The organism is Paenibacillus andongensis, assembly GCF_025369935.1.
GTDB lineage: Bacteria > Bacillota > Bacilli > Paenibacillales > NBRC-103111 > Paenibacillus_E > Paenibacillus_E andongensis.
In genome coordinates, this window is record NZ_CP104467.1 from 2589558 (window position 1) to 2609668 (window position 20111).

Consider the following 20111-nt stretch of genomic DNA (forward strand, 5'->3'; position numbering starts at 1 on the left):
TAACGGCGATAGGAGACGAAGAATGTAAGTCATTAGTAGATTGGGGATTTTTAATTCGCCGTCAAGAGGTGTATATCAAAGTAAACACTGGTATATGGAAGGATCACGTTTCTTTTTTTATACTTAAACTATCAAAGGAAGTTGGAACGCGTACAGCATCCGGAGGAACATGTTGAGCCAAATGGGAGGGGTCATATGAAAATGAAATTGAGAGGGAAGGGCGTTCTCACAACTGCTTTGATTACAAGTCTTATCGCAGCAACGGCGTGCAGCAGCAAAACGGAGAATAGCCCGCAACCGTCCGCGTCCGCGACAGCATCTGCAACTGCAGCACAAACGCCGGATTCGAAAAAAGTGCTTGAAGTATCCACGATCAGAGAAGGCGATCCGTATTTGAAATTCGACGCAGGTGAAAGCTTCGACAAAAATTCCGTGTACGAAGCCTACGAGAAAGACGTCGGGGTCAAAATTACGAATCAATGGATTGCTGCAGATAGCAACCAATACAAGGAAAAGCTGAAGATTGCCATTGCTTCAAACGACATTCCTGACTTTATGCTGGTCGATGCTACCCAGCTCCAGCAGCTGATTGAAGCGGATATGATTATGGATATTACTAGCGTTTACGATAAGTTCGCTACTCCCGAAACCAAAAAATTCATGCAAGCGGACGGCGGTACCCAAATGAAATCGGCCACTTTTGGCGGAAAGCTGATGGCTATTCCGAGCACGTCCAATCCGTACTACGCCCAGTTTCTATACGTGCGTACCGACTGGCTCAAGAAGCTGAATTTGCCGGAGCCGAAAACGATGCAGGATCTGATGACCATCGCGGAGGCGTTTAAGACGAAGGATCCTGGAGGAACTGGAAGAGCTTACGGGATTGCATTCAACAAGGATATGAAAGAAGACGGAGCAACCGGCTTCATCGGTTTCATGAATGGCTACCATGCCTATATGGACTCGAATGCGGATTCCAATCATTGGATTGATGACGGTACCGGCAAACTTGTAAAGGGTTACGTACAGCCGCAAATGAAAGAAGCGCTCAAGGCGCTGCAAGACATGTTCAAAAAAGGTCTGATCGATCCGGAATTTGCCGTGAAGGACACGCAAAAGGAATCGGAACTCATTTTCGGTAACAACATTGGTCTTGTATATGGCGCCGAATGGGTGCCGGCGCACCTTGCGACCGGCGCGATCAAAGACGGCAAACAAGTGCAGGAATGGGGCGTATATCCGATTCCATCCGTGGATAACAATCCGGCCAAAGCACAAATCGGGATAGGCGGCGACAGATATTACGTCGTGTCAAAGAAAGCGAAAAATCCGGAAGCCGTCATGAGGCTGCTCAATCAATGGATTGTCGTGGATAACAATCAGACGGAAGATAACAAAGTTTATGAGTATGGTAAAGACCGTGTGGAAAAGAAAAGCAACTACTGGTTGCTTAATCCGCTCAGGGTTGGCAGCTTATCGAACAATAACGGCGAAGTGCTGCCGAAGGCGATTGCAGCCAAAGACGCGAGTCTGGCGAAGACGAAAGATCAGAAGACCCGATACGAGCGGGCTATGAAATATGTAAATGGCGATACGAGCATGTGGTGGGAATATTGGATTTCAGGTCCGAAGGGCTCCTACTCCCTTATTCCGGATATGAAAAAGAACAATCAGTTCGAACAAACGAAGTTTTACGGCGCTCCGACACCAACGATGGTGGAGAAGAATGCGATCCTAGAGAAGAAACGTGACGAAGTATTTTTCAAAATTATTATGAATCAGGTATCGGTTGATGAGTTCGATAAATTTGTCGCCGATTGGAAGAAGCTTGGCGGAGACCAAATCACCAAAGAAGTGAACGACTGGTACGCGAAGAACAAATAGTTCTTCTCAAGGAGAGGGATCAGGTACGATCCCTCTTTCTATTCAAACTCGGCGGGGTAATATAAGCAGGTGGTGGTGCATGATGAAATCGATCTCGCGCATGTGGAAACGTGAATGGCCGCTGCATTTGATGCTGATCCCGGGACTGATTTTTGTCATCGTTTTCAGTTACATCCCAATGGCGGGCATTATCATGGCGTTCCAAAAATATATTCCGACCAAAGGTCTGTTCGGTTCTCCGTTCGTCGGGTTGAAAAACTTCAATTATATGTTCGTCTATCCCGACATCGGCCGAATTTTTTTCAATACTATCTATATTTCTGTCATGAAAATCGTTGCAGGTTTATTCGTACCGATTACGATTGCTATCCTGCTCAACGAGATGAGCAGGCAATGGATCAAACGAACGTTCCAAACGCTCGTTTACTTGCCGCATTTCATGTCTTGGGTACTGCTGAGCGGCATATTAATCGATGTACTTTCTCCGACAACCGGGGTTTTCAATCAAGCGCTTGGTTTGCTTGGGATCGACCCGATTTATTTTCTGGGAAATAATCGTTGGTTCCCTTATGTCATGGTCGTTTCGGACGTTTGGAAAGAATTCGGGTATGGTACGATTGTTTACTTGGCGGCATTAACAAGTATTAATCCGTCGCTGTATGAAGCTGCGGAGATCGATGGCGCTGGACGCTGGAAACAGACGCTGAACATTACGATTCCGGGCATGATGCCGATTATCGTGCTGATGTTTACGCTCAACATCGGCAACGTCCTCAATGCCGGCTTCGATCAAATATTCAACTTGTACAGTCCGCAAGTTTACGAAAGCGCCGACATTATCGATACCTTCGTGTATCGGATGGGTGTCGAGCAGTCCCAGTTCGGATTCGCCACAGCGGTCGGACTGTTGAAATCGATCGTTTCGTTTATTTTTATCTCGGTTTCATATTTCCTCGCATACCGTTTCGCGAATTATCGCATTTTTTGAGTAGAGTTATCTGGAAGAGAGGGGACACATCATGGGTTACAAAATGCCACTCGGCAGGCGGCTTTTCTTGAGCGGTAATGTCATATTTCTGGCAGCGATCTCGTTTGCCTGTCTGATGCCCATTATCCATATTTTGGCCTTATCGTTCAGCACCGGGACGGCGGCAGCCGCTGGCAAGGTCACGCTGTGGCCTGTCGACTTTACGACGGCAGCGTATGACAACGTATTCGGCAAGCCTGAATATTTACGCGCTTTTCGGGTTTCATTCGAACGGCTCATTCTCGGAACGACTATCAGCATGTTTCTGACGATCCTCACCGCTTATCCGTTATCGAAAGAAACGAGGCAGTTTCAGTTGAGAACATTTTACGTATGGGTGTTCGTGTTCACGATTTTATTCAGTGGTGGCCTTATCCCCTGGTATTTGACGGTGAAATCGCTCGGCTTGATCGATACAATATGGGCACTCGTGCTGCCGGGCGCGCTTCAGGTGTTCAACATTATTTTGCTGCTTAACTTTTACAGGAACCTACCCAAAGAGCTGGAAGAATCAGCACGGATAGACGGTGCTGGACATTTTGCGACACTATGGAGAATCTATGTTCCCTTAGCTCTTCCTGCGCTCGCGACGACCGGTCTGTTTACAATGGTATGGCACTGGAACAGTTGGTTCGACGGCATGATTTTGATGAACCATCCCGACAAATACCCGCTGCAAACGTTCCTGCAAACCATCATTATCAAACTCGATTTCCGCTTCCTCAAGACACAAGACGCGGAGTTGATCAGCAAGTTGTCCGACCGGACTAGCAAGGCGGCGCAAATATTCGTTGCGGCTTTTCCCATATTGATCGTTTACCCGTTCCTGCAGCGTTTCTTCATTAAAGGAATTGTGATGGGGAGTGTCAAAGAATAAACATTCAGGATTCTCTACCAAAACTTAGCAGGTGAACGAATGATGAAACGCTTTTTCCGACTGAGAGATTCTTCCATATTTAAAAAAATGTTGGCTGCCTTCATGGTGGTTCTGCTGCCGCTTATGGCCATTACATGGTTGATCAACGAGAAAGGCGCGGAAAGCATCCGCAAGGAAATATCTCAGTCGACACTGAATACGACAGGGTATTACCTGGACTCGCTCGAAAAGGAGGCGGACCGGATTGTGCGATATTTGCCCAAATACGTGACGGACGACGATTTGATCGAATTAGCTGCCACCGGTAATGAGTTGTCTTACTACGAACGGGCGGAGAAAATACTGGGTATTCAGAAGCGGCTTGTATTGATGAAGGACTCCAGCCCGTTTATTCAAGAAGCGAAAGCGTATGTTCCTTCCATCGATCGAACGCTGCTGAGCATCCAATACGACACGTCGATCGACAGGCAGGAATACGCGGCCATGCAGCCGAAAAACAGATCATATGAGGAACCGTTCATTTATTGGAACGATCGGCTGTTCATCTCCATGCAGTACCCGGCAAATACGCGGCGTGAGCCGCTTTTCGTCGTCGGGGTCGAGTTGTCTGCCCGCAAAATCAAGGAATCGCTAGCTCAAATCGGCAGCTCGCTCGATGGCCGGAGCATCCTCCTGAGCGTGGACCGTGGCTGGCATATCCAAAGCGACGACGATCCGGCGCTGCTCGAGACGGTCGAGGCTTTTATCAAGGTTAAACAGGCAGAAGGTAAGAAAGAAGGCTACGAAACGGTCCGATATGGGGGAAAAAGCTATCTGTCGGTGTTTAAGTATTCTCCGCTCTGGAATTCGTATTCGATAAGCTTGATTCCCGAAGCGAATGTGCTCGGTCCGATTCAAACCTACCGCGTATGGTTTTGGTGGGCTTGCGTGCTTGCCGTTGTTGTCGGCCTATTTTTCTCATATTCACTGTTCAGGCTGATTTATAAACCGCTCATGCGGCTTGTTCATTCGTTCCGGCACGTTCAGCAAAACCGGCTGATGCCGATCACTATCGACCGCGGGCATGACGAATTCGGGTATTTGTACCAGGCGTTTAATGATACGATTCGGTCGCTTAGAACATTGATCGAAGAAAACTACGAGCAGCAAATCCGTAACCAGCGGTCGGAGCTGAAGCGTCTGCAATCACAAATCAATCCGCATTTCTTATACAACTGCTTCTTTGTCTTGTGTCGGTTGATCAAATCCGAACGCCAGAAGGACAAAGCGTACCAGTTCTGCTTGTACATCGGTGAATATTTTCATTTCATTACGAGGGACGGCGAGGACGAAATCCCGCTAGCACTGGAAGTGAAGCATTCCCGCACGTATGTAGATATGCAGACAGTCTGTTACGGGGATCGCATCCAAGTGAGGTTTGACAGCGATGTACCCGAGTTTTCCGTTCCTCGCTTAGTGCTGCAGCCGATCATCGAGAACGCTTACAAGCATGCGCTTGGCAACATGCGGACCGAGGGCGAACTTTGGGTGCACAGCGAAGAAAACGAAGACAGTCTCTCTTTCTATGTCGAGGATAACGGGAGCGCCGTAACGGATGAAGAGATTGACAGGTTGAACACCCGTTTGCAGTTGTCCGAGGGCCGACTCGAAGAGACGACAGGTCTTGTCAACGTTCATCGCAGAATCCAGCTTCGCTACGGAGCCGAATATGGCATCACGATGGCGCGTTCCACATTAGGTGGATTGAAAGTGAAGATTCACTTCGGTAGGAGTTAAGCATTTTACAGAAACGCTTGAGGAGGGAGAAGTATGTACCGATTGCTTATCGTCGACGATCTTCCGATCATCGTGGACGGCCTGATTGAGCTTTTTGAACAAACGGATGATCTGGACCTCGACATCCTGAAGGCTTATTCCGGCGAGGAGGCGTTGGAGGTACTTCAGAACAACCAGGTCGATATTGTCATTTCCGACATTAAAATGCCCGGTCTTGAAGGGATCGAGCTGCTGCAGGAAATTAAAGCCCAATGGCCGGCTTGTAAAGTCATTTTTCTAACCGGCTATAACGATTTCCATTATGTGCAGAGCGCCGTCCAATACGGCAGCTTCGAATATATACTGAAGATCGAAAGCGATGAGAAAATCATCCGTTCTGTTAAGAGGGCGATCGAGAAGTTCGAAGAGGAATACGATCAGCTGCGAATGTTTGAAAGAGCGAACAACCGGATGAGGCTGGCGCTGCCATCGCTGCAGAAAGATTATATTTCTGGACTTCTTCAGGGCAAATCTGTAACGAGAAGCCAATTGGAGATCCATTTTAAAGATATCGAGATGCCGCTGCGGGCGGACATGCCGATTTTTTTGCTGCTTGGACGTGTCGATGACTGGAGGGACATGATAACGGCTCCGGATAAAGCGCTGCTTATTTACGCCGTGCAAAATGTTACTGAGGAGTTTTTGTCGCCATACGTGCGCAGTTATTCCTATGTGTACGACCAGTCCAAAATCGTTTGGTTCATCCAACCGTTAGGTATGAACAATGCGCCAACGCAAGAGGTTTCATCCGATTTACTGTGGAAACAAACATCCACGTATGTAAGCGGCATGCTCGAGAAGATTCAGCTGACGTGTAAGAAGCTGCTGCAGCTGCCAGTCTCATTTATTCTAAGCAGCGAGCATACGGCATGGAGCGGTGTTTTCGAAAGGTTCCATAGTTTGAAATATGGATTCGTATATGGAATGGGATTGTCCAGCGAGGTTATTTTGACCGATTCCGACATCAGACGGGCAGAGGAAGGCACGGCAGTAGATAAGCAGACCGATTTTTTTCATTATACCCGTGTGCAGCTTCTCACCAAGTCCCTGGAAAATTGCCACCGTGAAGAATTTTACAAACTTTACCTGGAATTGACGCAGATTTGGGGCGAGGAAAACAGCCCGTACGAGAGGAAAAAGGAGCTCTATCACTCCATGGCCGCCATATTTCTGGCATACATCAATAAAAGCTCACAGATGCGCGCATATTTGAATGAGGTCCATGATTTGGCTCCACTGTTCCAGTACGGCGACAATGACTCATGGCTTTCCTTAAGGCAATATTTTATGCAAACGGCTGATTGCCTGTTCAGCTGGAACGCAGCCCAAGGCGCGATGCTTCCGGCGGAAGTTGTGCAAAAGGCGCACCGATTCATCGAAGCCCACATTTCCACGGATATTTCCCTAAATGCGATTGCGGACCACGTCGGACTGAATCCGTCGTATTTCTCCAGACTGTATAAGCAAATGACCGGTATCGGGTTATCCGACTACATCATCGATTACCGGAATTTGAAAGCAAAGGAGATGCTTATGAGCAGCGCCATGAAAGTGAACGAAATCGCTGCCGCACTCGGCTACAATTCCGCACTGGCTTTCATTCGCTTCTTCAAGAAGCAGAACGACACAACGCCTCAAGAATTCAGAATGCTGCGGTTAAAAGTATAGGACATTCGATTCTATGTTAGGAGTTAAATGGGATGAGAAAATTAATTGCTGAAAGAGGGATCGTTGTCTCATGTCAGGCCTACATGGGTGAGCCCTTGTATGGTCCGCACTATATGGCGGAAATGGCCAAAGGGGCAGAATTAGGAGGAGCCATCGGGATTCGCGCAAATGGGGTTGCCGATATATTTGTCATGAAACAGTCTATTCAAGTGCCGATTATCGGGCTGTATAAAAGGAATATGGAAGGCAGCGACGTGTATATTACGCCGACCCTTGAGGACGCTCTAGCTGTATATGCGGCTGGGGCTGATATCGTTGCCATTGACGGTACGAATCGGAATCGCCCTGATGGAAGAACGTTAGCGCAAACGGTTCAGGAGCTCAAACGGATCAACATCCCGATTATGGCCGATATTTCGAATGAAGAGGAAGGTTTATTCGCAGCTGAATTAGGGGTGGATTATATTTCGACAACACTTTCGGGCTATACGCCATACAGCTCGCAATCCAGCAACCCCGATATCAATTTGGTCGCTCGATTAGTAAAGGGCGTTCGTGTTCCTGTTGTTGCAGAAGGAAAGTATTTTACAACACAGGAAGTCAATCGCGCTTTGGAGGCGGGAGCACAATTCGTAGTTATCGGAAGTGCGATAACGCGTCCCCAGATTATTACCGAGAGATTCGTTCAAGCGATTTCCAGCCAAATAAAATCGGACAACGAAAGGTTGTAAAGCGGATGAATGCGATTGGTATCGATATCGGCGGTACTTCGATTAAAGGAATCGTCATCAACGACCAAGGTCAAATATGGAAGCAAGTCAAGATTGCGACTACTGCTGAGCTGGGAAGAGAGCATATACTAAGCAACATGAGATCCGTCATTGAAGATCTTCTTGCTTCGCAGAAGGATGTGGCCGGCATCGGCATCGGTACGGCCGGGAGAGTCAATGCGGATACCGGAGATATCGTATATGCGACTAATAATTTGCCAGGCTGGCAGGGTATGAATATGAAACCGCTGCTTGAGTCTGAATATGGCCACTCTGTCGTCATTGATAACGATGCGAATACGGCATTGATCGGTGAAGCGTGGCTTGGTGCTGGCAAACCCTATCGCGATTTGACCATGTTAACGCTAGGCACCGGGGTTGGAGGAGCCAATATGGTGCGCGGTGAGCTTATCCGTGGGGCGCAATGGAATGGCGGCGAATGGGGGCATGTTGTTCTAGTCCCGCGAGGGCGTCTTTGCAATTGTGGTCAATACGGATGTATGGAGCAGTATGTATCTGGTACTGCTTTTGTAGCAGCTGCGCGAGAGGTCACCCAAATTCCATATGCGACGGGCGTGGAGGTACTGCAAGATTTTAATAACGGGCACCCTCAGCTCGTAGGCATGGTCGATCGGTTTTTGGATGATTTGGTGATCGTCATCTATAACATTCATCTTAGCCTGAATCCGCAAGCAATTATCATTGGTGGGGGTCTTGTCGATTCCCGGGATTACTGGTGGGGGCTGCTCACGACCAAAGTGAAGCAGTTACAGCTCGACATCGAGGTAAAACCGGCGGAACTTGGCAATCTGGCAGGGGCGATAGGAGCAGCTAAACGGGTGTTTTCTTCCTTGGAAGGATAATGTAAACAAGTACATTTATGAGAATTACTTAATTGTATAATTGTGGTAATATAGATGGTATAGCAGCTAGCTGGAATGCGAAGTTCAATTACTTGTGAGGTGAAGTCTATGAAGCAAGTTAATGAAAATATAATACTCGATGTACAACTTGCATCTCTGGATGAAAGCCATCTTGTACTTGAGCTTTGGAAAGGGTCTGCAAGGTGGCTTCAATCTAAAGGGATAAATCAATGGAATCCAGAAAATTTTAATATTGAACAAATTCATGAATGTTTTAGAAAAGGTAATGAGATCTATTTGGCTAGGTTGAGAGAAGAAGTTGTGGGAACACTTTTCATTTGTTGGTCGGACCCTTTAATTTGGGCAGAACTTGATAATAATGAATCAGGATATATTCATAGATTTGCTGTAAGTAGAAGTCATTTAGGGAATGGCATAGGTCAATTATTATTGAAATGGGCTGAAAACTATATAAAAAATAAAGGGAAGAACCGAATAAGGCTTGATTGTATGGCTGAAAATGATAGATTAAATCAATATTATTTGGAAAGCGGATTCCAACATATAAGACTATTAGAATGGGATAATGGTTGGAAATTCAATTTATATGAGAAGAGTTAGCGTGGATGAATAACTGATTTAGATTCAGAAAGTAACGAAGATTTCTCACTTAACGACGAAGAACGAATGTGAAGGAGTTTGCCTCGCGGCAGCTCCTTTTTTCTGTGATCGAACCTAATTCCATAAGGATTACGAGAAAATAAAGCGATTGACTTTTTGTTGAGATCATGCAGGTCCTTGACAGCCGTATGCTATATTAAAAAAGTCATTTCAAGTTACTAACGATACACAGGAGGCACCTAATGTTTGAGCATAGCAATCAAAATTATGCAGGAGTAAACTTTGGCACTCAAGATTTAAGGTACGGCGAGCTAAAAAGTTGTACATTTAATCGTTGCTCGTTTACTAACGGGTCACTAGAAGAAATTACATCTTACAACTGCCGTTTCATTGAATGTGATTTTCGCGGAGCCTTGTTAAATGGCTCCATTCATAAAGAATCCGCGTTTGAGAATTGTAACTTTAACGGAGCTAATCTTTTTGTTTCGAAATTTGAAACATGTAAAATGACGGGTTCGGATTTTTCTGGCTCCAATATGGATGGGATCACAATTTATCAAGGCGATTGGTCATATACAAATTTGAGAAATACCAGACTAGTTAAACAGGACTTACGCGGGGTCAAATTTTATGAAGCAGACTTGTCAGGAGCCAATTTAGAAAAAGCCGATTTAAGAGATTGTGATCTGACTATGACATTACTGGCAAATGCGAAATTGCAGGGTGCTGATGTAAGAGGGGCAAAAATGGAAAGAGTGGATTTCAAAACATTCACCGTTACAGGTATGAGAATGGATAGAGAGCAATCTGTATTGTTTTCGCTTTCTCATGGAGCCAAGGTTGATTAATCTCAATTAATGAAGCCGCATGGCTGCATATTCAAACCATGTGATCCCCCATCTGTAGAATTCATCTGACCTACTCGACAATCGCTTTTAGAGCTTCTTCGGCAATAGTCTTGGCTGCCTCGTTACCTTCCGCTGAGCACTCTGCAATAGTTTGCAACGCTTTCTTGGCGATCTCCAGCTGTGAGGTCAAACGGTCAGCGATTTTGGCAAGATCGATGGTAAAGTCGTCTGTTAACTCGCCATTGCCTATTAAGACGATCGCAGTAAATTCAAATCTATTCTTCATCATTATTCATCTCCTTCAGCTTGATTTCATTGCCGGCGTAATCGACCCCAAAAGAGGCAAGGCGGAATCCGATTCATTCCCCCAATGGGCGAATATTAAAATCATAAGCTACCAATCGCTACTTTGTAAATGTTTTCCTCATTACCCATCCTCACGGACGCGGCATCTGCATGTTTACGCTAATTGAAAGAAGAAATTATCTTTACAGACGAGGAACCGAAATGTATAGATTGCTTCTGTTAGCGGATGAACAACCTGCATTATATACATGGTAAAGCTTACAATAGGTAGAATTGTAGAGGATGACCTGCAAAAGATACATTTAAATCGAACACTTTATTCGCTGTTGGCTCTTTTCGAGCAAATGAGATGCAGGTTTTACAGGTAAACACCTTGAAAACGGCAAATCCACTAAAATAAGATGTATGTTTTGCAGGTCGAGGCTGGTCTGCAGACAGTGAAGTTTATTTGTTTGACTCCTGTGTTCAGAACGCTTTGCGTGAAGGTCTTTTTGTCTTCGTAGTGTTTTAAAAAACGTGTTGACAAAAATTGGGGATTAACAGATAATAATATTGACTGAACGGATCAATCTAAAATTTTAGGTTAAGATCGAAATTTTTGTGTGAATTTTTTTGCAGATTTATTGACTGAATGAGTCAATCTAAACAAGGAGGGATTATGATATGACAACCAATCCTAACAAAAACAAAGCTATCGTCATCGGTGGGGGTATGGCCGGATTATTGACCGCACGCGTACTCTCGGATCATTACGAAGAGGTGCTGATCATCGAGAAAGACGACTTCCCTTCTGGGCCAGACCTCCGTCCCGGAACTCCGCAGGCATTCCATCCGCATCGCTTCACGGCGCGCGGGAAATCGATCACGGAACGGCTTTTTCCGGGATATGAGCATGACTTAGTGGCGCAAGGTTCCCCTTCGTCTCTGAACAAAGCCGTTTATTTCATGAACCAACACGGGAGCCTGGAAATGAAGTATGCCCGGAATGATATCAAATTTAGTCGAGCGGTACTTGAGTGGGTCATCCGTCAACGCGTAAAAGCCATTCCTAACGTACAGTTCCTGCCTAGGCACGATGTGATCCGGTTGTTAACGGCCCCAGGCCGGTCAGTCGTTACCGGCGTTCAAGCTAGGGATCGAGATCAATCGCAAGAGAAGACTCTGACAGCTGATCTGGTTATTGATACGAGTGGACGTTCCTCGAAACTTTCGGGATGGCTTACGGCTTTGGGATACGAGGTGCCGAAGCCGGATCTTCTGAAGGTTTCGCTGGGATACAGTACCCGCCGATATAAAGTGCCTTCTCATCTAACCCACTTAATCGATAAATGGGACGTCATCAACCTCCAGGGTCAGCCTACAGGCGGCACTTACACGGGCGTGTTCTCCTTTATCGAGAACCAGATTGCCGAAGTGCTGCTCTACCGCCCAGGCGGGAATTACCCTCCGACGGATGCCGCTGAATTTGAACTGGCCGTGGAGCAGCTTCCGAGCCCGATCATTTCGGAAATCGTACGCGATCTGGAACCCATCACCTCTCCTCGAGGCTTCCGCGTTCCCGAATTGTACTGTCATCGCTACGAACAGATGTCTCGCTGGCCTGCAGGATTACTGGTCTTGGGAGATGCTTACTGCATCTATGATCCGATCTTCGGCCAAGGCATGACTTTGGCCGCGATCGCTGCCGAAATTCTGGAAACCAGTCTACGAGAACGACACGGCGATTTCCGGCCCGATTGGGAGCACAGTGTACTTCGCCGAATCAAAGAAGCCATCGAGCCGGCCTTCTGGTTAAACTGCACGGCCGATCTACGGTGGGAAGGTGTCGAATACGAAGGAACGGATTCACACACGGGGAATGCGTTCAGCCGGGAATATATGGAGCTGTATCTCAAACACGCTATAAGCAAGCCCGATTGGCAACTATACGGGCTCTATTGGGCCGTGAATACGTTGTCCATATCACCTAGCCACATTTTCAATCCGCAGACAGCCGTCCAAGTTCTATCCGCTTCAGATGAAGGCAAGCAACTGCTCGCCGGGCTTAAGGCGAAAGACGGACGGCCCGTCGAGGCAGTTTTGGAAGATCTGCTGCCACGATTCTCGGAAACGCCGTTCGAGCCGACAAAGCTATAGCGATTTTAAGGATCGGATTTGGTATACTGATAGATATCTATATCGTCCGACAAAGGAGCACTCGACATTGGCACCATTAAATGAAGAACAATTGCATCAAATCCGCGATGAACGAAGAGAACAAATTAAGGCGGCTGCCATCCAGGTGTTTGCCCGCAAAGGTATCATTAGCGCGAAGATGAGCATGATCGCGGAAACGGCTGGTATTAGCAACGGGCTGCTTTACCATTATTACAAATCGAAAGATGAGTTGTTTATGTCGCTTGTTCAAGAGGCGATGGTAGAAACGGAAGCGGCTATGCGAAGCATCTATGAAATGCCGGGAACGCCGATCGAGAAAATCAGGGCTTTGACGACGGAAATTCTCGATGAAAGCGGTGCACCGTACTTCATGCTCATCCACCAGGCACGTACGTCTGACGGTGTGCCCGCACAGGTTAAGCACCTTCTGGAGCAGTATTCGATGGATACTTTTATTGATATGCTGCTTCCGTTATACCAAGAGGGACAGCAGGTCGGAGAATTGGCGGCAGGAGACCCCAGAGAGCTTATCGCCTGTTTCTTATCTGTCCTTTCTGGTATCATGGTCATCAATTCGAACGGGATTGAAGACTATCGAATTCCGAAGGCCGATATGTTGATGCGGTTGATTGCCCCCCTATATCGAGAAACAAATAATTAATTTATTATATTTCAATTATAACGCATAGGGTTTCTCAGCTAACGGAATCGATAGTTCAATAAAGACACCGCGGCAGCCGGCCAACACGATCGGCTGCCGCTTTCCATTGCACCTACACAAAGGTAGTACCTATTCGTAAATTAGTTATTCAATTGTGTTTTTCATTGCCTTATACATATTTTCTACGTGTTCGTCGACTTCATCTCGTGACATGCGTAAGCGATTGACAGAAGTGCCATATCCAATTTCCATTTTACCCTCATCTAATCCTTTGAAAATCCCATCTGCGAAGGCATCTAATGGTTCTCCGTGCGTATGCAACCCAGTCCCGCCTAAATCTGTATTCACTGCCGGTGGAGCAACTTCAATTACTTCTACAGACGTATTAGATAGTTGGTGTCTTAAACTCATTGTAAATGAATGAAGCGCCGCTTTCGTTGCTGAATAAATTGGAGCAATCGCAAACGGTGTAAAAGCTAACCCAGATGTCACGTTAATGATTGTCGCTTCTTCTTTTGTCGCAAAAAATGGAGCGAACAGCAACGAGAGATGGAAAGGTGCTTCAATGTTGGTTGTGATTTCTTTGCTGAGATGATTCCAATTGTTCTTCGCATCCGTTTTTAACACATTAAAGCGTTGTTGGATCCCTGCATTGTTAACTAACACATTCACTTCTGGATAGTTCGCTGTTACCCAATCAAACAATGCTACACGCTCGGATTCATAAGTATTGTATTTCCTGAAAGTTTCATTATAGTTCCTTTTCTCCATTATTTTCTTCAAAACCAATAAAGCCTATTCCTTTTTATGCGTCAGTTTCTAATGCTTTTTTCAGCATATCCTTCTTATTTTCTTTCCTGAGTACGTTTTGTATAACGTGTAATTTTTACGTCAATTCCTTGTAAGGATTCTGTCATCAACGAAATTTCAGCTAGCACAACTTGCTTGTGATTCTGCATCATTTCAAGTCGGAGTTGGGTGGTGTTATCTCCTTCAACTACCCAATTCATATATTGCTTGATACTACTAATGGGCATGTGCGTGTTTTTTAAACAAATAACGGTTTCAAGGAGCGCAATCTGATCTTCTGAAAATAACCGCCTACCAGCTTTATCTCGTTCGATTAGGGGTAATAGTCCTTTTTTTCATAATAACGTATCGTTGATTCTGGAATATTTAATTTGGCTGAAGCTTCGCTAATTGAACAATATTTCATCTGGAGGCCTCCAAAATTAATCTTTCGTTGTCGACAGGAATAGGATACGACTTAAACCATGGTTTAAGTCAACAAAAAATATTTTAGTCTGTCGAAGCCTGTTCCAACGATGTTCCCGTAAGATCCGTCCATACATAATCTCTGGATCAGCATAAAATAAAGTTAAGTGCCAACCAGCTTCTTGTAGGAGGAGATTTTTTGAGCGATATTGACATTGAAGGCTGTCCAGCCCCCCAAAACATCACGTTGGTTCAACGCCTGCAGCCCATTGTGGGGCGGACTGTAACGGTTTTCCAACCGGGATTCCCGCAACTGACAAAAACGACAGGAAAGCTTTCCAACGTGACGGCGTTCTCTTTTACAGTTGGATCAACGGAAGTGGTAATTCAAACATCCTTCTTTATCGTCCTGAACGAACGCGTTAAAACTGCAAAGCCCTTTGATTTGACAGCCACCGCAGAAGATATAGGAGAGTTGCGCGGGAAATTAATCCGCGTTGGAAGAGATTTTGTCGAGTTTGTCCAGGTCCCAGGCCGGGTAGTTCCTACTCTGTTTCCATTAAATTTGTTCACTAAAGTCATTTGCGAACGCGAACATGAGGAATAAGCTCCCTGCAACACAAAGGCCGTCTACCAACAGGTGGGATGATACAACAAGATATATAAGGCTCACAATCTAAAATAAAAAGAACAAAAAAACATCGCCGAAAGGAACCGGCGATGTTTTTTTGTCGGGAATGGTATAAAGTTCTTGTTCATTTATGCCATCAAGCTCTGAGGGGGCTGCTGTGTGGCTGCCCTCAGCTAACCTAACTGGCAATTATGCTCAATAATCACGATACTGCGCGATTTTTGGGCAATGATTTCTGCTTGATCGGATTTTTCGAGTGAAGCCATAGTTTAACACCTTACATGTTTGCGTTTGAAACCAAGTTGCCCCTTAACTACTGCCTTTTTAATATTTTCGGAAGCATGTAGGAAACTGCTTTTTTTCTTGTCCCGTTTGACTTCTACTGGGCCTACTGCCTTTGCGGTCTCGACCGCCTTTTCATGGAGCGGTATATAGGATACCCCCACTGTGTAAATGAAACTATTCATAGCGTATTTAGTTCTTTCGGGAGAATCGTGAATCGTATTTCTCACGATTTCAAGCATATTGGCAATTTTGCTTTCAGAAAATTCACCGTCCGGGCGATTACCCAGAAGCCAGCAGTAACAACTCCAGCCCGCTGACATTCTTAGTTCTTCGCCGCTTGCGATCCATTTATCGGCAACTTCTTGCGCAATATCTGTTTCTGCCAAAGTTACTGCAACCACAAAATCGGATAGCATATAAAAATAAGCCGCATCCATCCAACGCTCAAAATCCGCCTCAGTCATTGCATTTGGGTCTGCAATTATGCCAGCAAAGTACATTGCGTCGTAATTCCCTGTGGTGTAAAGCTGCTCAGCCAAAGGTTGATTTATTTTGATTTTTTTGGCGATGGGCTTCATTTCGCCTGTAGCAACGCCAAAAAGCGGTTCGTGCGCGCCATTGGATACGTATATTTTCTTGGTTCGTTCCTTGCCGAGAGCTTCAAGCTCCTGCATAACCATTTCTAAATTCATTGTTTAACACTTCCTTCTTATTGGAGGTTTTCCCTAAAGGTTTATGGCTATCTATTAAGACTATATCAGATTTTGTAAGTATTTTTAATTGCACTTCCATCTGAGCAGGAAGCAGATTCAGTCGGAGATATCCGCACCACCCAACCGGATGTGACCAGGTCATTGAGGGACTGGTAGAATTGCTCAATGAACAAATAATCAATGATGAACTTCGGTTCCCGAAAACCGCTTTCTCAGTGTGTAGCTTATCTTTAAATGGCCTTGATATCCCGTATAGCCGCTCCTTCTGCCAAGTAGCCAAATACGTAATGTTCACCCAACTGTGAACCTATTCTTGATTATCTACCTGCCCTAGTACTCTACTTTCAACAATATACGCCAATAAAGGAGCACATCCATCCCGTGGATAAATCACAGACAAGCTACTTCATAGTTCTTCTATCTGTGTCCCAACCTCAACAATCACCTGGCATCACCAGATATTGGGGGAACGTAGAAGCCTTATTTTGCTCAAAATTGCATATATTACGTTTTTGCGGAACGAGGAGCCTCTATTTCCCACTTTGGAGGTGTAAAAACCGGTAAAACGCCAAAATAGCGTCCCCTGGTTCCGCTTGCCGACCTTGTATCGGCATAAACGCCAAAATAGCGCCTCCTCGTTCCGCTTGCTTGCGCTGCATCGGCATTATCACCAAAATAACGCCTCCTAATTCTCTGAAATCTTCAGATAAGCAGCTTTTATGTCAGAAATCACTTCACAGAGTTTAGATTCGACCCAATATAATCTACAATTGACTATACCATTAATGTCATGGTTTATCATCTTATTATAATCCCAAAGGAGATGATGGCATGATAGTTTTGACTTTCTGCTACAAACGAGGTATCCCATTTGATGAAACCTATTATTTCAATTCGCATCTACCCCTGCTTTCTAGGAAAACCGTTCTTGAAATGGGTGCTTCCAAGTACGAAGTAAAAAAGGTCTTATCCTCGGCAGACGGCTCTTCCGCTCCGTATTCTTTTATTTTTAATTTGTATTTCGAATCCAAGGAAGCTCTAGATGTTTTCGTCAGTGACCCTAGAATCAAGGCTTTGCAGGATGACGTTTCTAACTATTACATCGGGGAACAAGATATCTATATCGAAGAGGTCGTGGCATCGTTTACAGCTGCGGACCTTTACTAGCAAGTACGAAGTAAAGCATGGAAGAGGAGGTGTTTGACCATGACCAAAATCTATGGCTGTCCGGTAGAAGTGACATTAGATGTTCTGGGAGGGAAGTGGAAGACGGTCATACTGCGGCATTTATCCAAGCGGACATTACGCTACAACCAGCTTCATCAGCGGATGCCGAATATCACTCAGCGAATACTGACTCTTCAATTGAAGGAACTCGAGGAGGATGGCTTGATTCAGAGGATTGTATTTGATGAGCGGATTAAAAAAGTCGAATACTCCCTCACCGAGTATGGCAAGAGTGCTGAGCCGATTCTTGAGCTTATGTGTGAATGGGGCAAACAACGTATGCGCGAGTTCGATCTGCAAGTAAGGGATTTGAAGACGTCAGACGAATAGCCCACAGCCATGACAACGTTCTACGAACAAAAATGTGCCGTATTGTTTGCTGAGATTACAACCTGTATAATTTTGGATGTGGATTGCATCCATAAAAAATTTTATGAAGGCGGGATATCTCATGATAGTGGAAATCATCCGGTATGACATAGCGCCAGAATCAGCTCAGCAATTCATAACGGCTTATACAGAGGCTGGGACGTATTTAAACCGCTCTGAGCATTGTTTGTCCTACGAAGTCATAAATGGCATTGAAGAAACGAACCATTTCATTGTCAGAATTGAATGGGACTCGATGGAGGGACATATGCAAGGATTTCGAACGAGCTCAGATTTTCAGCATTTCTTTGCATTGGTTAAGCCCTTTTTCAATGCCATCTTAGAGATGAAGCATTATAACGTTATAGCTAATTCCCGATGACCAAGACTCGGCTTGAGGCTCTTAGTGACGGCGTCATTGCCATCGTGATGACCATTTTAATTCTTGAGTTTAAAGTCCCAAAGATCGAATCGTCCGAAGAAGATTGGGGGCTCGTAAAGGATTTTATACATAATCTTCCGGTTGTACTCAGCTATATTATTAGTTTTTTGGTTCTAATTGTTTGGTGGATGTCTCATCATGAATTGTTTCATGGAGTTAAACACATAGATCGCAAAACGATTTTTCTGAACGGCATTTTTCTGATGTTTATTGCTTTCATTCCTTTCCCAACCGCGCTGATGGGTGAATACCCGGGCCTTCATTTCCCTTCTATTTTGTATGGTATAATCGGCATGTTCTGCGGTGCGAGTTATTATTGTTTGTATCACCATGTACTGAAAAAGAATACCGATCATCCGTTCACAATAACTAGTAAGGAAGCGCTCTCGTTCAAGAATACTTGGCTACATTTACTCGTTTATATTGTCGCGATAGGTATCGCCTTCATCTCCCCGTATATTTCGATTGCCGTATACGCGGCAGTTCCTATCTACTTTATTCTTAAGAAAAATGGATAATGCGCCTAAAACGAACGGAATAGAATATTGCGCGAAAATAAAGACGTAAAAAAAGCACAATGGACTAGGAGAAAAACTCCTGTACCATTGTGCTTTTTGTAATTTTAGGTACCCATCATCAAGACAAGGATGATCAAGCGAATGTTTGAAACATTTAATGTAAAATAACGAAGTCGATTTTCGGCTTCAGACTCTGCTGGCGAGCCTCGGCTCGCAGAGTTCTCGCTGAAAGCGCGATTTTCGCGCTTATTTGTTGGGGCGCTCATGAATAAGCGCGTTTTCCGCGCTTATCATTAGTTCATTAACTTTCTTGATTCTAAATAAAGCACCTGAATAAACTTTTTTGTGTTTTGCCGGATCAAGCTGAAAGAAGAATCTTCATTCTCCAGTTCTTTCATTTTTTTGCGGATATCACTCAGGTCAAAAAACTTTGTAGAGTACTGCTCGAATTTTGGATTCGAATAATCAATTAATCCTAGGGATGCCAAGTGGGTTAGCGCTTGGTTTATGGCCCGCCGCACCCGTTGCTCGGCTGCTTTGATCTCTTTTTTCAAGTCGATACTGGAAGCGGAGGCACCTAATTTTTTTAAGGCGATTTGATGGTAAAGTTCATGAAGCTGCGGGAAGCCCTGCTCCTGTGGATGATCCGCCTCATAACGGTACAAATAATCGAGCATCTCTAGTAAGTCCTTGCTGCCGGCTTCTCCAATCAAGCCAAGATCCGATAACATGTAGTTCCCGCATGTGATGATATTTTTTTCATTGGAAGACGGCTCTTTCTCCGTTAAAGCACCGCTAAAGCCGACAGCACTGAGTGATTTTTGGATATTTCGAAGGGATTGGTGCATGCGCAGCAAGTCAGAAACCTTGCGAATAACGGCGATTACTTCCAAACGGTTTATAGGCTTGGTGATATAATATTCAATTCCGCAGGCATAGGCCTTGACTATCATTTCCTTCGACTCTATTTGGGAAATCATAATGATTTTCCCTTCGAAGCTGCCAGATAGCTTACGAACGGTCTCAATACCGTCGCGAACGGGCATTAGTAAATCTATAAGCACGATATCTACTTGCTTGAGTTCGAGCAAAGTGTTATCAACATCCGCCCCGTCAGGAGCTTCGCCTACCACACTTCCTAAATCCTCGTCCTCGATAATTTGTTCCAGCATGGAACGGACAGCCGGATCGTCATCGATAATAAAAAAACGCAT

General features: G+C 45.1%; 21 protein-coding genes and 2 pseudogenes. 16 read left to right on the top strand and 7 right to left on the bottom strand.

Going from position 1 to position 20111, the window contains the following annotated elements; translation table 11 throughout:
- The first annotated feature begins 195 nt into the window (after nt 1-195).
- The 9 genes from NYR53_RS11585 to NYR53_RS11625 all read left to right on the top strand — a co-directional run bounded on the left by NYR53_RS11585 (nt 196) and on the right by NYR53_RS11625 (nt 10373).
- Nucleotides 196-1884 (top strand): extracellular solute-binding protein, encoded by a 1689-nt coding sequence (locus tag NYR53_RS11585; protein WP_261305302.1) that lies wholly within the window; start codon nt 196-198, stop codon nt 1882-1884.
- A gap of 82 nt (nt 1885-1966) precedes the next feature.
- A complete protein-coding gene (locus NYR53_RS11590; RefSeq protein ID WP_261306336.1) occupies nt 1967-2872 on the top strand; it encodes an ABC transporter permease in 906 nt (301 codons plus the stop codon).
- A gap of 31 nt (nt 2873-2903) precedes the next feature.
- On the top strand, nt 2904-3788 hold the full coding sequence (locus tag NYR53_RS11595) for a carbohydrate ABC transporter permease (protein ID WP_261305303.1): 885 nt from the start codon (nt 2904-2906) through the stop codon (nt 3786-3788).
- Nucleotides 3789-3830: 42 nt separating this feature from the next.
- On the top strand, nt 3831-5564 hold the full coding sequence (locus NYR53_RS11600; RefSeq protein ID WP_261306337.1) for a sensor histidine kinase: 1734 nt from the start codon (nt 3831-3833) through the stop codon (nt 5562-5564).
- 33 nt (nt 5565-5597) lie between these two features.
- Nucleotides 5598-7271 (top strand): response regulator transcription factor, encoded by a 1674-nt coding sequence (locus tag NYR53_RS11605; RefSeq protein ID WP_261305304.1) that lies wholly within the window; start codon nt 5598-5600, stop codon nt 7269-7271.
- Between the two features lie 32 nt (nt 7272-7303).
- Complete coding sequence (locus tag NYR53_RS11610) at nt 7304-8002, top strand: N-acetylmannosamine-6-phosphate 2-epimerase (RefSeq protein ID WP_261305305.1); 699 nt, start codon at nt 7304-7306, stop codon at nt 8000-8002.
- 5 nt (nt 8003-8007) lie between these two features.
- On the top strand, nt 8008-8904 hold the full coding sequence (locus NYR53_RS11615; RefSeq protein ID WP_261305306.1) for an ROK family protein: 897 nt from the start codon (nt 8008-8010) through the stop codon (nt 8902-8904).
- Nucleotides 8905-9012: 108 nt separating this feature from the next.
- Nucleotides 9013-9525: a GNAT family N-acetyltransferase gene (locus NYR53_RS11620; RefSeq protein WP_261305307.1), complete on the top strand. Its 513-nt coding sequence runs from the start codon at nt 9013-9015 to the stop codon at nt 9523-9525.
- A 242-nt stretch (nt 9526-9767) separates the two neighbouring features.
- Nucleotides 9768-10373 (top strand): pentapeptide repeat-containing protein, encoded by a 606-nt coding sequence (locus tag NYR53_RS11625; protein WP_261305308.1) that lies wholly within the window; start codon nt 9768-9770, stop codon nt 10371-10373.
- Between the two features lie 70 nt (nt 10374-10443).
- Here NYR53_RS11625 and NYR53_RS11630 read toward each other — a convergent pair whose 3' ends face one another.
- Nucleotides 10444-10662, bottom strand: coding sequence for a hypothetical protein (locus NYR53_RS11630; RefSeq protein WP_261305309.1), 219 nt, complete (start codon nt 10660-10662; stop codon nt 10444-10446).
- A 680-nt stretch (nt 10663-11342) separates the two neighbouring features.
- Between NYR53_RS11630 and NYR53_RS11635 the strand changes: the two genes are divergently transcribed.
- Together NYR53_RS11635 and NYR53_RS11640 are read left to right on the top strand one after the other, a co-directional pair.
- Nucleotides 11343-12815 (top strand): NAD(P)/FAD-dependent oxidoreductase, encoded by a 1473-nt coding sequence (locus tag NYR53_RS11635; RefSeq protein ID WP_261305310.1) that lies wholly within the window; start codon nt 11343-11345, stop codon nt 12813-12815.
- 67 nt (nt 12816-12882) lie between these two features.
- Nucleotides 12883-13497 carry a TetR/AcrR family transcriptional regulator gene (locus tag NYR53_RS11640; protein WP_261305311.1) on the top strand — a complete coding sequence of 205 codons (615 nt, stop codon included), beginning with the start codon at nt 12883-12885 and terminating at the stop codon, nt 13495-13497.
- Nucleotides 13498-13641: 144 nt separating this feature from the next.
- On the opposite strand, the pseudogene NYR53_RS11645 reads toward NYR53_RS11640, so the two are convergent.
- From NYR53_RS11645 to NYR53_RS34435, 3 genes and pseudogenes are all read right to left on the bottom strand, one after another.
- Nucleotides 13642-14217 (bottom strand): annotated as a pseudogene (locus tag NYR53_RS11645) (SDR family oxidoreductase); the annotation flags it as partial.
- A 125-nt stretch (nt 14218-14342) separates the two neighbouring features.
- Nucleotides 14343-14507: a MerR family transcriptional regulator gene (locus NYR53_RS11650; protein ID WP_261305312.1), complete on the bottom strand. Its 165-nt coding sequence runs from the start codon at nt 14505-14507 to the stop codon at nt 14343-14345.
- A gap of 54 nt (nt 14508-14561) precedes the next feature.
- Nucleotides 14562-14713, bottom strand: a pseudogene (locus NYR53_RS34435) (MerR family DNA-binding transcriptional regulator); the annotation flags it as partial.
- 198 nt (nt 14714-14911) lie between these two features.
- Between NYR53_RS34435 and NYR53_RS11660 the strand changes: the two are divergent.
- A complete protein-coding gene (locus tag NYR53_RS11660) occupies nt 14912-15319 on the top strand; it encodes a hypothetical protein (RefSeq protein WP_261305314.1) in 408 nt (135 codons plus the stop codon).
- 293 nt (nt 15320-15612) lie between these two features.
- Here NYR53_RS11660 and NYR53_RS11665 read toward each other — a convergent pair whose 3' ends face one another.
- Nucleotides 15613-16320: a DNA alkylation repair protein gene (locus NYR53_RS11665; RefSeq protein WP_261305315.1), complete on the bottom strand. Its 708-nt coding sequence runs from the start codon at nt 16318-16320 to the stop codon at nt 15613-15615.
- Between the two features lie 551 nt (nt 16321-16871).
- Nucleotides 16872-17015 carry a hypothetical protein gene (locus NYR53_RS11670; protein WP_261305316.1) on the bottom strand — a complete coding sequence of 48 codons (144 nt, stop codon included), beginning with the start codon at nt 17013-17015 and terminating at the stop codon, nt 16872-16874.
- A gap of 157 nt (nt 17016-17172) precedes the next feature.
- Between NYR53_RS11670 and NYR53_RS11675 the strand changes: the two genes are divergently transcribed.
- The 4 genes from NYR53_RS11675 to NYR53_RS11690 all read left to right on the top strand — a co-directional run bounded on the left by NYR53_RS11675 (nt 17173) and on the right by NYR53_RS11690 (nt 18897).
- Entirely contained in the window at nt 17173-17508 is a 336-nt protein-coding gene (locus NYR53_RS11675) for an EthD family reductase (RefSeq protein WP_261305317.1), read from the top strand.
- A 39-nt stretch (nt 17509-17547) separates the two neighbouring features.
- Nucleotides 17548-17898: a winged helix-turn-helix transcriptional regulator gene (locus tag NYR53_RS11680; protein ID WP_261305318.1), complete on the top strand. Its 351-nt coding sequence runs from the start codon at nt 17548-17550 to the stop codon at nt 17896-17898.
- Nucleotides 17899-18019: 121 nt separating this feature from the next.
- On the top strand, nt 18020-18319 hold the full coding sequence (locus tag NYR53_RS11685) for an antibiotic biosynthesis monooxygenase family protein (RefSeq protein ID WP_261305319.1): 300 nt from the start codon (nt 18020-18022) through the stop codon (nt 18317-18319).
- On the top strand, nt 18316-18897 hold the full coding sequence (locus tag NYR53_RS11690) for a TMEM175 family protein (RefSeq protein ID WP_261305320.1): 582 nt from the start codon (nt 18316-18318) through the stop codon (nt 18895-18897). Before NYR53_RS11685 ends, NYR53_RS11690 begins: the two co-directional genes overlap by 4 nt.
- 293 nt (nt 18898-19190) lie before the next feature.
- On the opposite strand, the gene NYR53_RS11695 is transcribed toward NYR53_RS11690, so the two are convergent.
- Nucleotides 19191-20111: a response regulator gene (locus NYR53_RS11695; RefSeq protein ID WP_261305321.1), complete on the bottom strand. Its 921-nt coding sequence runs from the start codon at nt 20109-20111 to the stop codon at nt 19191-19193.

What these genes read in the sequence shown, in the direction of transcription:
- NYR53_RS11585 (WP_261305302.1), top strand. Translation starts at nt 196, where the DNA reads ATGAAAATGAAATTGAGAGGGAAGGGCGTTCTCACAACTGCTTTGATT.
- NYR53_RS11590 (WP_261306336.1), top strand. Translation starts at nt 1,967, where the DNA reads ATGAAATCGATCTCGCGCATGTGGAAACGTGAATGGCCGCTGCATTTG.
- NYR53_RS11595 (WP_261305303.1), top strand. Translation starts at nt 2,904, where the DNA reads ATGGGTTACAAAATGCCACTCGGCAGGCGGCTTTTCTTGAGCGGTAAT.
- NYR53_RS11600 (WP_261306337.1), top strand. Translation starts at nt 3,831, where the DNA reads ATGAAACGCTTTTTCCGACTGAGAGATTCTTCCATATTTAAAAAAATG.
- NYR53_RS11605 (WP_261305304.1), top strand. Translation starts at nt 5,598, where the DNA reads ATGTACCGATTGCTTATCGTCGACGATCTTCCGATCATCGTGGACGGC.
- NYR53_RS11610 (WP_261305305.1), top strand. Translation starts at nt 7,304, where the DNA reads ATGAGAAAATTAATTGCTGAAAGAGGGATCGTTGTCTCATGTCAGGCC.
- NYR53_RS11615 (WP_261305306.1), top strand. Translation starts at nt 8,008, where the DNA reads ATGAATGCGATTGGTATCGATATCGGCGGTACTTCGATTAAAGGAATC.
- NYR53_RS11620 (WP_261305307.1), top strand. Translation starts at nt 9,013, where the DNA reads ATGAAGCAAGTTAATGAAAATATAATACTCGATGTACAACTTGCATCT.
- NYR53_RS11625 (WP_261305308.1), top strand. Translation starts at nt 9,768, where the DNA reads ATGTTTGAGCATAGCAATCAAAATTATGCAGGAGTAAACTTTGGCACT.
- NYR53_RS11630 (WP_261305309.1), bottom strand. Translation starts at nt 10,662, where the DNA reads ATGATGAAGAATAGATTTGAATTTACTGCGATCGTCTTAATAGGCAAT.
- NYR53_RS11635 (WP_261305310.1), top strand. Translation starts at nt 11,343, where the DNA reads ATGACAACCAATCCTAACAAAAACAAAGCTATCGTCATCGGTGGGGGT.
- NYR53_RS11650 (WP_261305312.1), bottom strand. Translation starts at nt 14,507, where the DNA reads ATGAATTGGGTAGTTGAAGGAGATAACACCACCCAACTCCGACTTGAA.
- NYR53_RS11665 (WP_261305315.1), bottom strand. Translation starts at nt 16,320, where the DNA reads ATGAATTTAGAAATGGTTATGCAGGAGCTTGAAGCTCTCGGCAAGGAA.
- NYR53_RS11675 (WP_261305317.1), top strand. Translation starts at nt 17,173, where the DNA reads ATGATAGTTTTGACTTTCTGCTACAAACGAGGTATCCCATTTGATGAA.
- NYR53_RS11680 (WP_261305318.1), top strand. Translation starts at nt 17,548, where the DNA reads ATGACCAAAATCTATGGCTGTCCGGTAGAAGTGACATTAGATGTTCTG.
- NYR53_RS11685 (WP_261305319.1), top strand. Translation starts at nt 18,020, where the DNA reads ATGATAGTGGAAATCATCCGGTATGACATAGCGCCAGAATCAGCTCAG.
- NYR53_RS11690 (WP_261305320.1), top strand. Translation starts at nt 18,316, where the DNA reads ATGACCAAGACTCGGCTTGAGGCTCTTAGTGACGGCGTCATTGCCATC.
- NYR53_RS11695 (WP_261305321.1), bottom strand. Translation starts at nt 20,111, where the DNA reads ATGCGTTTTTTTATTATCGATGACGATCCGGCTGTCCGTTCCATGCTG.